Raw genomic sequence first — 12,539 nt, 5'->3', positions numbered from 1 at the left:
TTTCCGTGGCCTTTGCCTGGCTTCCAGGTGCTGCGAGCGACATAGCGCGCGGAGCGGTCACGACGATCCTGTTGATCGCCGTGACCACGCTGGCGGGAACGTTCCTCAGCATCCTCGGCGCGGCAGGACGGCGCAACGGTCCCGTGCTGCTCAAGCGGGCCATCGCCGTCTATGTCGAGGTGATCCGCAACACGCCGTTCCTGGTGCAGCTGTTCTTCATCTTCTTCGGGCTGCCCAGTCTCGGCATCAGGCTCGATCCGGTGCTGGCCGCCATCCTGGCGATGACGCTCAACATGGCGGCCTATACGATCGAGATCGTCGGCGCCGGACTTGATGCGGTGCCGGGCGGACAGACGGAAGCAGCCCTGGCGCTGGGCTTGAGGCCACGCCAGGTTTTCATCAAGATCGTGCTGCCGCAGGCGCTCAAGGTGATCTTTCCGGCGCTGACCAGCCAGATCGTCATCATGATGCTGGAGTCCGCCGTCGTGTCGCAGATCGCGGTGCGCGAGCTTACCTACGAGGCCGACATGCTGCAGGCACGCACCTTCCGCTCCTTCGAGACCTATCTTGTCGTGACGATGGTCTATCTCGTCCTGTCGATGGCCTTGCGTAGGCTGCTGGTCACAGGCGGACGCCGCGTCCTGGGGGCTGGCGTGTCATGATCGAATTCACCTTCTGGGACATCGTGCGCAACCTGCTGCTCGCCGCCCGCTGGACGGTGCTCCTGTCGCTGGCCGCCTTTGTCGGCGGCGGCGTGGTCGGCATGGTTGTGCTGTTCTTCAGGATCGCCAAGAACAAATGGAGCCGGCGCATTGCCTCCGGCTATATCGCGCTGTTCCAGGGGACGCCGCTGCTGATGCAGCTGTTCCTGATGTTCTTCGGCCTGCCGATGCTCGGGCTGCGCATCGAGCCGTGGACGGCGGCGGTGCTCGGCCTCACCTTCTTCGCCAGTGCCTATCTCGCCGAAATCTGGCGCAGCGGCGTCGATGCGCTGCCGCGTGGCCAGTGGGATGCCGGCGCCAGTCTCGGCTTGCACTATCTGCAGGAGCTGAGACTGATCATCCTGCCGCAGGCGTTTTCGATCACCCGCGCGCCGACTGTCGGCTTCCTGGTGCAACTCATCAAGTCGACGGCGCTGACCTCGATCATCGGCTTCGAGGAGCTGGTGCGGACCTCCAACGCCATCAACAATGCCACCTTCGAACCCTTCAAGGTCTACGGGCTGGTGGCGCTGATCTTTTTCGTCATGTGTTTTCCGCTGACGCAATACGCGCGCACGCTCGAACGACGCGCGGCCGCTCACTGAGCCGCAAAGAGCGGCGAACAACGGAATCAAGGGAACCAGCCGGGGATCCGGCACAAACAGAGGAGAGACCAGATGAACAGATTGATCGCAACACCCGTCAGCCGGCGTCGCGTGCTTGGCGCCGGCCTGGCGACGGCTGGCGTGCTCGCCATGCCGTCGATCCTGCGGGCGCAGGACAAGTCGCTCAAGGTCGGCGTCTACGGCGGCTACTTCAAGAAATCCTTCGACGAGCACGTCTTCCCCGACTTCACCAAGGCGACCGGCATCGCGGTGGAATCGGTTGCCGAGCCGACAGGCGAGGCGTGGCTGGTGCAGCTCGAACAGGCGGCCAAGGCCGGCCAGGCCCCGGCCGATCTTTCGATGATGTCGCAGACCTCGACGCTGAAGGGCCAGTCGACCGAACTGTGGACGCCGCTCGACACCTCCAGGTTCAAGCATTACGGCGACCTCTTGCCCCGCTTCATCAACAAATATCCGGATGGCCGCGTCGCCGGCATTGGTGCCGTGGCCTGGTGGATCACGCTGGTCTCCAACACCGATGTCTACAAGGAAGCGCCGACCTCCTGGGCGGCATTCTGGGACAAGGCGAACGAGGACAAGCTCGGCCTGCTGGCGCTGGCCTCCAACTCGTTCCTGCTCGAGGTGACGGCCAAGACCTTCATGGGCGGCACCAACGCCCTCGACACCGAGGAAGGGCTGAACAAGGCGTTCGAGAAGCTGGCTGAGGTCAAGCCGAATGTGCGCCTGTGGTATCGCGACGAGGCGCAGTTTGAACAGGCGCTGAAGTCGGGCGAAATCCCGATGGGCCAGTATTATCACGACGTCACCGGCCTCGCGATCGCCGACGGTTTCCATGTCCGCACCACCTTCCCGAAGGAGGGCGGCATCCAGGATTCCGGCAATTGGGTTCTGTCGCGCGCTTCGACCAAGGTCGACGAGGCGCATGCCTTCATCGATTATATGAGCCAGCCGTCGATGCAGGGCGTGATGTCGCGCAAGGTCGGCACCACGCCGACGTTGAAGAAGGAAGTGCTCGACCTGACGCCGGCCGAGTTCGCGTCGGTGTCGTCGGAGATCGAGCCGATCATTCCGCGCTACGACCTCTATACGTCGAAGGCCGACTGGATCAACCAGAAGTGGACCGAACTCATCGTCGGCTGAGCCAAACCCGCATGCAGCCTAAAGCGCGTCGCGTTTGAACGGATTCAGGCGCCGCGCTTCAGGTCTTTGTCTTCATGCATGTCGTTCTCCCGAAACCGGGAGCACGTTTGGGCGACATGCATCAGCCGGCCGCCGGGCAGTATCCGGCGGCCCTTGCAGCGCAATGCCTGAGAGGGGTGACCCATGTCCGGACTTGATATCAACGCCATCACCAAGACCTTCGGCAATTTCCTGGCGGTCGACAATGTGCGGCTCAATGTACCGCATGGCACCTTCGTCTGCCTGCTTGGACCATCCGGCTGCGGCAAGACCACGCTGCTGCGCATGATCGCCGGGCTGGAGGAGCCGACCAGCGGCGCCATCGTGCTCGACGGCGAGGACATCACGCCGCTGCCGACCCACAAGCGTAATCTCGGCATGGTGTTCCAGTCGCTGGCGCTGTTTCCGCATCTTTCGGTCGGCGACAACATCGCCTATGCGCTGCGCATCCGCGGCGCTTCGAAGGAAGAGCAGAAGAAGCGCGTCGACGAGTTGCTGACGCTGATCCATCTGCCCGGTTTTGCCGACCGGCCGGTGGCGAAACTGTCGGGCGGCCAGCGGCAGCGCGTGGCGATCGCCCGTGCGCTGGCGCTGTCGCCGAAGCTGTTCCTGCTCGACGAGCCGCTTTCGGCGCTCGACGCCAAACTGCGCGAGGCCATGCAGGTGGAACTGCGCCAGTTGCAGCAGCGGCTGGGCATCACCACCATCGTCGTCACCCACGACCAGCGCGAGGCGATGACCATGGCCGACCTGGTCGTGGTCATGGGCAACGGCAGGATCCTGCAGGCAGCGCCGCCGATCGAGATCTACCGCAAGCCGGCCGACGCCTTCGTCGCCGATTTCATCGGCATCACCAACCTTCTGCCGGCGGAGGTCGACAGCGCCGGGCGCACCACCATCCTCGGCACCGCCATTCCGGGCCTCGCCATGCCGGCCGGCGTCAGCAAGGCCTCGGTGTCGATCCGTCCCGAGGACGTGCATCTGGGCGAACCCGGCAGCCGCGCCATCACCGGCCAGGTGACCTTCGTGCGCGATCTCGGCGGCACGATCGAAACCTTCGTCGAGGTCGGCGGCACCAGCATCATCGCTGTGGCGACGCCGCGTGAGAGACCAAACGTCTCGGTCGGCGCAAAGGTCGGCGTCACGCTGCCGCCCGAGAGCTGCGTGGTGCTCGGCTCATGAGACGCGAAGCGCCGAAATCACTCGCCGACTATTCGCCGCTGTTGTTCCCCGGGCTGATGCTCGTGGTGTTCTTCGTCGTGCCGTTCTCGACGATGATCGCGGTCAGCTTCTTCAAGCGCAATCCGGCCGGATTCTACACGCCCGATTTCGTCCTCGACAATTATGCCCGGTTCCTCACCACCTTCTTCGCCGGCGTGCTCGGTTTTTCGTTGATGCTGGCGGTTCTGGTCGCCGTCTGCTGCGTCTGCATCGCCTTTCCGTTCACTTATCTGCTGACCAAGCGCTCGCGCAGCGTGCAGACGCTGTGGCTGGTCGGCCTGTTGTCGGTGCTGTCGCTGTCGGAAGTCATCATCGGCTTTGCCTGGTCGACGCTGTTTTCGCAGACCGCCGGCATCACCAATCTTTTCGTCGCGCTCGGGCTGATGGACAAGCCGGTGGCGCTGCTGCCGACCTTCGGCGCGGTGCTGGCCGGCATGGTCTATCAGGCACTGCCCTACACCATCCTGGTGCTCTATCCGGCCCTGGTGCGTCTCGACCCGACGCTGCTCGAGGCCGCCCGCACGCTTGGCGCCTCGCCGGTCAAGGCCTTCTTCAACGTGGTCACCCCGGCGCTGCGCAACACCATCGTCGCGACGCTGATCATGGTCTTCGTCTTCGCGCTCGGCTCCTATCTGTTGCCGCAGATTCTCGGGCGGCCACGCCACTGGACATTGTCGGTGCTGATCACCGACCAGGCGATCTACCAGTCCAACATGCCGTTCGCCGCGGCCATGGCTGTCTTCCTGGTGCTGATCTCGCTGGCGCTGGTCGGGCTGATGCTGCTTGTCGGCCGCAAGGAGAATGCACTATGACCGCTACCTTCCTTCGCCGGCTCTATTTCACGGTCGTAGCTTTGTTCCTGGCCGCGCCGCTGATCGTCGTCGCCGGCGTCTCGGTCAACGCGCGGCAGGAATTGACCTTCCCGCCGAAAGGCTTCTCGCTCGCCTGGTATGGTCAGATCTTCGCCGATCCGGAATGGCGGCTGGCGCTGATCCATTCGGTGACGCTCGCCGTCTGCTCGGCGGCGATCGCGGTCGCCGTCGCACTGCCGCTCGCCTGGTTCCTGTGGCGGCGCATCGCGCCCTGGGCAAACATCTTCCAGGTGCTGGGGCTCGCCCCCTTCATCCTGCCGCCGGTCATCACCGCGCTCGGCTTCCTTACCTTCTGGGCGACGGTCGGGCTGTTCGGCCAGTTCTTCACCGCCATCATTAGCCACGCCATTTTCTTCGTGACGCTGCCGCTGGTGACGCTGTCGCTCGGCTTCGCGTCGATCGACCGCTCGCTGGTCGAGGCGGCCGCGACGATGGGCGCCGACGACCGCACCGTGCTGAAGACGGTGGTGCTGCCGCTGATCCTGCCCTATCTCGTCTCCGGCTACGCCTTCGCCTTCGTGCTGTCGCTCAACGAATACATCGTCGCCTACATGACGATCGGCTTCACCACCGAAACGCTGCCGATCAAGATCTTCAACGCGCTGCGCTACGGCTACACGCCGACCATGGCGTCGGTGTCGGTGTTCTTCGTCGCGGTGGCAGCACTGGTGTTCGGGTCGATCGCCAGGTTCGGCGACATCCGCAGGCTGCTCGGCGCGATGTCGTCCGACGGCAATTGATCGAGAAGGAAAAACGGCCGCCGGGCACCGGCGGCGCGCCAGCAGCAGCGCCGCCAGATGTCGTTGATGCCGACGTCAGGCCGGCAGCCCAAGCTGCTTCCGCAAGCTCTTGTCGAATGTGGACGCGGGGACGAAACGGCGCAGGAGACTGACCTGGCGCGCCATTTTTCCCGCCGCATAGCGTTTCTTCGGAGCGGGATCGATCGCAGCGGCCAAAATGGTCTTGGCTACCACTTCGGGCGCATCGCCTTTTTCCATCGATTTCCGAACGGTCATAGTCATGCCAGCGCGCGCAGAGTCGTAGATATCAAGCAACTGATCGGGGGCGGCGAGATTGTCCTCGAATGACGTACGGGTATAGGCGGGCTCGACTAGCGAAACGCGAATGCCGAACGGGCGCAATTCGTGATCGAGCGATTCGGAATAACCCTCGACGGCGTGTTTGGTCGACGAATAAAGCGCGAAATAGGGGGCCGGGATAAACCCCTGTACCGAACTCAAATTAACGATTCTGCCCTTTCCTTGGCGTCGCATTGTCGGCAACACCGCGTTGGTCACGCGCAAAACGCCGAAGACGTTCACATCGAACAGTGCCTGGGCCTGGGCGGTCGAGGACTCCTCCGCGCCGCCAAACAGACCCATGCCGGCATTGTTGACAAGCAGGTCGATGCGTCCGGCCTTGGCCAGAACGTCATCGACCATTTTCGCAACGGACGCGTCGTCGGTCACGTCGCAGGTCAGCATGGTAACGCCGTCGGATTGCTTGGAGGTCGTGCGACGGCTGGTTCCGAATACGTCAAAGCCCGCGTTCCGTAGGGTGTTGGCGGTTGCGCGCCCGATGCCGGAGGATGCCCCTGTGACGAGGGCGACGCCAGGATTGGTCTTGTTCATGGAAATCATTTCTTTCTTTGCGTTGGATTGGAGTTGGAGAAGCATGAAAGGTCCGAGCGAATGGCGTCAGTCCTGACTGCCTCTAGCGCTCGCGTCAGGCCACCGGGGCGATCCAGCGCCTGAACAAGGCGCTGGCATTCACGCCGCCAAAGCCGAAGCCATTGGAGATCGCGTACTCCATCTCCATTGGCCGGGGCTCGTTTGCGACGAAGTCGATGCCATCGGCGGCCGGATCGGAAGCGCTCAGGTTGAGGGTCGGTGGGGCGACCTGATCCCTGATCGCCAGGATCGCGAAGATGGCACCAAGCCCGCCGGCCGCACCCAGCAGGTGTCCGGTCGCCGATTTCGTTGCACTGACAGCAATCGCGAAATCGTGTCCGAACACGCTCTTGATCGCCTCGATCTCACCCCGGTCGCCTATCGGCGTGGAGGTCGCATGCGCATTGAGATGACGAACCTCGCGTGGCGAAATCTCAGCCTGGGCAATCGCGATCTGCATGGCCCGGCGCGCGCCGTCGCCGTCCTCAGGCCCAGAGGTGACGTGGTGGGCATCCGCCGTCGTGCCGTAGCCGACGAGCTCAGCCAACGGCTTTGCGCCGCGCGCCAACGCGTGGCTCAGCGCCTCGATGACCAGCACGCCGGCTCCTTCGCCCATGACGAAGCCGTCCCGCAATGTGTCGAAAGGGCGCGAGGCTTGAGCGGGTGCCTCATTGAAGCCCGTGGAAAGAGAGCGAGCCGCGGCGAAACCGCCGAGACTGACGGTGTTCATGCACGCTTCCGTTCCGCCGCACACCGCGATGTCGGCTTCGTTCGCGCGGATAAGGCGAGCGGCGTCGCCGATCGCCTGGATGCCCGCCGCGCACGCCGTCACCGGTGCGCCCAATGGACCTTTGAAGCCATGACGGATTGAGATCTGGCCCGCTGCGAGGTTCACCAGGAAGGATGGCACCGTAAAGGGCGACAGGCGGCGGGCGCCACGCAGGTCGACCGTGCGCACCGCCTCGGTGATGGCGGGGAACCCGCCGACCCCTGAAGCGATGATCGTTGCTGTGCGCAGGCGATCCGTTTCCGAGGCAGGCTTCCATTTCGCTTGCGCAAGCGCCTCTTCTGCCGCAGCCAGTGCAAAGAGAATGAACCGATCTACCTTGCGCTGATCCTTCGCAGACAGGACGACATCGGGATCGAGACCAGCGTCCGGATCTTCATCCAAGGAGGGAACCACGCCGCCAATCTTCGCCGGCAGGTCCCCCACCACATCGTCCGGAAGCCTACGGACGCCCGAACGACCGGCCAGCAGGCGCGACCATGACGTTTCGACATTGGCAGCAAGGGGCGTGACCGCCCCCATGCCTGTAACAACAATCCGTCGCATCTATTCTCCTATCATTTGGGTGCGCCGGCAGCGCTGCCCACGCTGTTCAAGCGGCGACTGCATCGCGAACCTGATCGGTCGCCGCATCCAGAAAAGCCTGCGCAAGGTCGGGGTCGTTGACGATCCGCGAGAGCAGCACCGCGCCGACCATTGTCGCCAGAATGGCCTTGGCCTTGCCGCCAGCCTTCTCGCCGTCGGCCTTGCCAACCCAACTGGCGAGCATCTCAAGGTATTCCTTGATCCCGGCTTCGAATGACGCCTTCACCTCGGCGCCCTGCCTGGCAGCATCCGAACCGAGCGCAACGACTGGGCAGCCGTCCATCTTTTCTCCGCGATGGCCCATACTGAGGTAGAACGCGATCACCCCGCCAAGCGGATCCTCAGGGTTCGCCGCGGTCGCGGCCGACCATCGGTGGGTGGCGCTCTCCATCGCCCGCCTGGACGCCTGCGCTGCCAAGTCCTCCTTTGACGCAAATTGCTTGTAAAAGGCGCCCTGGGTCAGCCCCGCACCCTTCATCAGATCCTTGAGGCCGATGCCGTCAAAGCCGCGCTCGCGAAAAAGGCGGCTTGCCACATTGATGACGGTCTCGCGGTTTTCTGCGGCTTGAATTCGGCTCACTCGCATCGTCGGTCTCCTTTTTGATTGCGTTCGTAATCTATAATGGATATAGAAGTCGGATGCAATCTATTTTGAGATGAGGCGACGAGCGTGAAAAAGAGAACCGTTATCGTATTGGGATCGACCCTGACGGCGATGTCATGGGTGGCGGCATTCGCCACGTTTGCTACTCCCGCGCAGGAAGCTCCTTTGGTGACCGACCCAAGGCAGGAGGCACCATTCGTCAGACTTGTGTCGGCAGCGCCGATCACCGAATTAGAACGTGGCTTCACCGGCATCATCGGGGCGAGGGTTCAGAGCAATCTCGGCTTTCGGGTTCCCGGTAAGATCGTGGAACGGTTGGTGGACGTTGGTCAGCAGGTCAAAGCCGGTCAGCCGCTAATGCGGATTGATGATAGCGATCTGCGCCTTGCGCTTTCGGCGAAGCGCAATGCCGTTGCGGCAGCGCGAGCAACAGTCGCTCAGACACAGCCGGATGAACGGCGATACGCCAGTTTGCTTGGCAGTGGGTGGGTTACACCGCAGCGCTACGAACAGGCGAAGGCTGCGATGGATACCGCCCAAGCGCAACTTGCCGCCGCCGAGGCCGACGCGCGGGTTGCCGAGAATGAGGCGGCCTATGCAGTCCTGTTGGCGGACGCGGATGGAACGGTGGTCGAAACGCTTAGCGAGCCGGGGCAGGTCGTCGCAGCCGGCCAGCCAGTGATCCGGACCGCCAAGGCCGGCCCGCGCGAAGCGGTTGTCGCGCTTCCCGAAACGATCCGGCCGGCGATCGGCTCGGCAGCCGAGGCCAGCGTGTATGGTGGCGATGAGCGTCGTTATCCAGCACATCTGCGACAGCTGTCGGACTCTGCCGATGCCCAGACCCGCACGTATGAGGCGCGCTACGTGCTCGACGGCGAGGCTGCCGCAGCACCGCTTGGCGCGACGGTAACCATTCGGCTCGCAAGCCAGGTGAAACAGCTGGAGGTCCAGGTGCCGCTGGGGGCCGTGCTTGATGACGGCCGGAAGACCGGCGTTTGGGTGTTGGACGGCGCGAGCTCAACCGTACACTTTCAGCCCGTCCAGCTTGTTCGTGTAACCAGCGAAACCGCTGTGATCTCAGGATTGAACTCCAACGTTCCCATTGTGTCGCTTGGCGCCCACCTGCTGCAGGAGGGCGCTCGCGTCCGGACTGAGTCCGAAAGCGGGAGCAACTGATGACCTTCAATCTTTCCGCGATCGCCGTTCGCGAACGCGCCGTCACCCTGTTCTTCATCCTATTGCTGGTGGCTGCCGGCGCCTACGCCTTCCTCATGCTCGGGCGGGCCGAGGACCCTAGCTTCACCATCAAGACCATGACAGTCACGACGGCGTGGCCGGGCGCGACGGCGCGCGAGATGCAGGACCTCGTCGCCGAACCGTTGGAGAAGCGGCTTCAGGAGCTGACCTGGTACGACCGGGTCGAGACGACCACACGGCCAGGTTATGCGTATATGACGGTCACGCTCAAGGACAGCACACCGTCATCCGTCGTGCAGGAGGAGTTCTACCAGGCTCGCAAGAAACTCGGGGATGAAGCCCGCAACCTGCCGCCCGGCGTCTTCGGCCCCTTCGTCAACGACGAATATTCGGATGTGAGCTTCGCCCTTTATGCGCTGAAGGCCAAAGGCATGCCGATGCGGGAGCTCGCGAGGCAGGCCGAGGTGATCCGCCAGGACCTCCTGCACGTGCCCGGCGTCAAGAAGATCAACATCCTTGGTGAACGTCCCGAACAGATATTCGTCGAGTTTTCCTACCCCAAACTGGCAAACCTCGGCGTGTCAGCACAGGACATCGTCGCTGCCTTGCAGCGGCAGAACACCGTCACGCCAGCAGGCTCGATCGACACCCTGGGGCCGCGCCTCTTCATTCGGGTCGACGGCGCCTATGACAGCGTTCAGGCGATCGCCGACACCCCGATTGTCGCTGGGGGGCGGACGCTGAAGCTATCCGACATCGCCGAAGTCAGCCGCGGCTATGAGGACCCTCCCACATACCTCATCCGACGCCAGGGCGAGCCCACCATCATGCTTGCAGCGGTTATGCAGGAGGGCTGGGATGGTCGCGCGCTCGGCAAGGCTCTGGAAGACAGGACTGCCGCGATCACACAGACACTGCCGCTTGGCATGACGCTCGACAAGGTGTCCGACCAGGCCGTCAACATCACCTCGGCGGTCGACGAATTCATGTTGAAGTTCGCGATGGCGCTCGGCGTCGTGCTGCTCATCAGCCTGCTCAGCATGGGCTGGCGCGTCGGCATCGTCGTGGCGGCTGCCGTCCCTCTGACGCTCGCCGTGGTCTTCCTCATCATGCTGGAAACCGGCCGGTTCTTCGATCGCATCACGCTCGGCGCCCTCATTCTTGCGCTTGGTCTTCTCGTGGACGACGCCATTATTGCTATCGAGGTGATGGTGGTGAAGATGGAAGAGGGTATGGACCGCATTAAGGCGGCGGCTTATGCATGGAGCCACACTGCGGCGCCGATGCTATCGGGAACTCTGGTGACGATCGCAGGCTTCGTGCCGGTGGGTTTTGCGCGCTCGACGGCTGGCGAATACGCCGGCAACATCTTCTGGGTCGTGGGGTTCGCCCTCATCGTCTCCTGGATCGTCGCGGTGGTCTTTACGCCCTATCTCGGTGTCAAGATGCTGCCCGCGATCAAACCGGTCGAAGGCGGTCACCACGCTATTTACGACACGCGTAACTATCGACGTTTGCGGCGGGTCATCACGTTTGCTGTGCGCCATAAGTTCGTAACCTGCGGTATCGTTGGCATCGCCTTCGCGCTTTCCGTCGTCGGTATGGCCGGCATCAAACAGCAGTTCTTCCCGACATCCGACCGCCCTGAAGTGTTGGTGGAGGTTCGCCTGCCGGAAGGTGGCAGCATCGAGACAACGACCGCCGCGGTCGAGAAGCTCGAAAATTGGCTGGACAGCCAGCCCGAGGCCAAGATCGTCACGAGCTACGTCGGCCAGGGCGCTCCGCGCTTCTTCTTTGCGATGGCTCCGGAACTGCCTGATCCTGCTTTCGCCAAGATCGTCGTGCTGACCCCCGACGCCGAGGCGCGTGAGGCGTTGAAGCACCGGCTCCGAGAGGCAGTGGCGCAAGGGCTTGCGCCGGAGGCGAATGTCCGCGTTACGCAGCTCGTGTTCGGCCCCTACACGCCGTTCCCCGTCGAGTTCCGGGTGATGGGACCCGATGCCACGCAACTCTACAACATTTCCGAAAAGGCCCTCGACATCATGCGGGGCGTCCCGGATGTGCGGCAGGCCAACCGCGACTGGGGCAATCGCACCCCCGTGCTTCGCTTTGTCCCGGATCAGGATCGACTGAACCTCATCGGCCTCTCGCCGGCGGAGGTGGCCCAGCAACTGCAATTCCTTCTCACCGGCATCCCCGTTACGCAGGTTCGCGAGGACATTCGCAATGTCCCCATCGTGGCACGCAGCGCCGGCGGCGAGCGGCTGGATCCGGCGCGTCTGGCGGATTTCTCGCTGACAAGCCGGGACGGCCGCTCGATTCCGCTCGACCAGATCGGGCATTCGGAAATCCGCCAGGAAGAGCCAATCCTGAAGCGCCGCGATCGCACGCCCGTTGTCACAATCCGCGCGGACATCAATGAGGCGACGCAGCCTCCGGAGGTCTCCAAGCAGATCATGAAGGCCCTTCAGCCGTTGATCGCGTCCCTTCCGGCCGGCTATCGCATCGAAATGGGCGGATCGATCGAAGAGGCTGAAAAGGCCAACACCGCGTTGGGCAAGGTCTTCCCGGCTATGATAGCCGCCATGTTGATCGTCATCATGCTGCAGGTGCGATCCTTCTCGACGATGTTCATGGTCGTGCTGACGGCGCCGCTTGGCCTTGTCGGCGTCGTGCCGATGCTGCTCACCTTCCACCAACCCTTCGGGTTTAACGCCATTCTGGGCATGATAGGACTGGCCGGCATCCTGATGCGCAACACGCTTATCCTGACGGAACAGATCAAGGAGAACCGTGCTGCAGGCATTGACGACTATCACGCGGTCATCGAGGCCACGGTGCAACGCACACGGCCCGTCATTTTGACCGCACTAGCTGCTGTGCTCGCCTTCATCCCCCTCACGCACTCCGTCTTCTGGGGTTCAATGGCCTATACGCTGATCGGCGGAACGGCGGCCGGCACGGTGTTGATTCTGCTCTTCCTTCCCGCGCTCTACACTGCGTGGTTCCGGATCAAGCCGACAGCGGATGATATCCAGGAGGTTTCGACGGAGGAACCGGAACAGCGACTAGCAATGGCTGCCGAGTAGAAGGACAT

Annotated in this window: 11 protein-coding genes; 8 read left to right on the top strand and 3 right to left on the bottom strand. The window is 63.2% G+C overall.

The window, feature by feature from the left end; genetic code table 11:
• Positions 1–5: 5 nt before the first annotated feature.
• From ACFSOZ_RS32590 to ACFSOZ_RS32565, 6 genes are all read left to right on the top strand, one after another.
• Positions 6–662: an amino acid ABC transporter permease gene (locus ACFSOZ_RS32590; protein WP_379104977.1), complete on the top strand. Its 657-nt coding sequence runs from the start codon at positions 6–8 to the stop codon at positions 660–662.
• On the top strand, positions 659–1,306 hold the full coding sequence (locus ACFSOZ_RS32585) for an amino acid ABC transporter permease (RefSeq protein ID WP_379104976.1): 648 nt from the start codon (positions 659–661) through the stop codon (positions 1,304–1,306). Before ACFSOZ_RS32590 ends, ACFSOZ_RS32585 begins: the two co-directional genes overlap by 4 nt.
• Before the next feature lie 72 nt (positions 1,307–1,378).
• On the top strand, positions 1,379–2,467 hold the full coding sequence (locus ACFSOZ_RS32580; protein ID WP_379104975.1) for an ABC transporter substrate-binding protein: 1,089 nt from the start codon (positions 1,379–1,381) through the stop codon (positions 2,465–2,467).
• A gap of 183 nt (positions 2,468–2,650) precedes the next feature.
• On the top strand, positions 2,651–3,688 hold the full coding sequence (locus ACFSOZ_RS32575; protein ID WP_379104973.1) for an ABC transporter ATP-binding protein: 1,038 nt from the start codon (positions 2,651–2,653) through the stop codon (positions 3,686–3,688).
• Positions 3,685–4,539, top strand: coding sequence for an ABC transporter permease (locus tag ACFSOZ_RS32570; RefSeq protein ID WP_379104971.1), 855 nt, complete (start codon positions 3,685–3,687; stop codon positions 4,537–4,539). Before ACFSOZ_RS32575 ends, ACFSOZ_RS32570 begins: the two co-directional genes overlap by 4 nt.
• Positions 4,536–5,339, top strand: coding sequence for an ABC transporter permease (locus ACFSOZ_RS32565; RefSeq protein WP_379104969.1), 804 nt, complete (start codon positions 4,536–4,538; stop codon positions 5,337–5,339). Before ACFSOZ_RS32570 ends, ACFSOZ_RS32565 begins: the two co-directional genes overlap by 4 nt.
• Positions 5,340–5,414: 75 nt before the next feature.
• Here the strand turns inward: ACFSOZ_RS32565 and ACFSOZ_RS32560 are convergent, their stop codons facing one another.
• The 3 genes from ACFSOZ_RS32560 to ACFSOZ_RS32550 form a co-directional block, all read right to left on the bottom strand.
• The gene (locus ACFSOZ_RS32560; RefSeq protein WP_379104968.1) at positions 5,415–6,230 is read right to left on the bottom strand and encodes an oxidoreductase; all 816 of its coding nucleotides are present in this window, start codon (positions 6,228–6,230) and stop codon (positions 5,415–5,417) included.
• A gap of 94 nt (positions 6,231–6,324) precedes the next feature.
• Positions 6,325–7,602 (bottom strand): beta-ketoacyl-ACP synthase II, encoded by a 1,278-nt coding sequence (fabF, locus tag ACFSOZ_RS32555; RefSeq protein ID WP_379104966.1) that lies wholly within the window; start codon positions 7,600–7,602, stop codon positions 6,325–6,327.
• Positions 7,603–7,648: 46 nt separating this feature from the next.
• The gene (locus tag ACFSOZ_RS32550) at positions 7,649–8,227 is read right to left on the bottom strand and encodes a TetR/AcrR family transcriptional regulator (RefSeq protein WP_379104964.1); all 579 of its coding nucleotides are present in this window, start codon (positions 8,225–8,227) and stop codon (positions 7,649–7,651) included.
• Positions 8,228–8,356: 129 nt separating this feature from the next.
• On the opposite strand from ACFSOZ_RS32550, the gene ACFSOZ_RS32545 reads away from it, so the two are divergent.
• Both ACFSOZ_RS32545 and ACFSOZ_RS32540 read left to right on the top strand, forming a co-directional pair.
• Complete coding sequence (locus ACFSOZ_RS32545) at positions 8,357–9,421, top strand: efflux RND transporter periplasmic adaptor subunit (RefSeq protein WP_379105199.1); 1,065 nt, start codon at positions 8,357–8,359, stop codon at positions 9,419–9,421.
• Entirely contained in the window at positions 9,421–12,531 is a 3,111-nt protein-coding gene (locus ACFSOZ_RS32540) for an efflux RND transporter permease subunit (RefSeq protein WP_379104962.1), read from the top strand. The genes ACFSOZ_RS32545 and ACFSOZ_RS32540 overlap by 1 nt, the downstream gene beginning before the upstream one ends.
• Positions 12,532–12,539: the final 8 nt, after the last annotated feature.

The sequence above is a fragment of the Mesorhizobium newzealandense genome, assembly GCF_042682145.1.
Classification (GTDB): domain Bacteria; phylum Pseudomonadota; class Alphaproteobacteria; order Rhizobiales; family Rhizobiaceae; genus Mesorhizobium; species Mesorhizobium newzealandense.
Note: the sequence above shows the minus strand (reverse complement) of the source record. Positions and strands in the feature narration are given on the sequence as shown.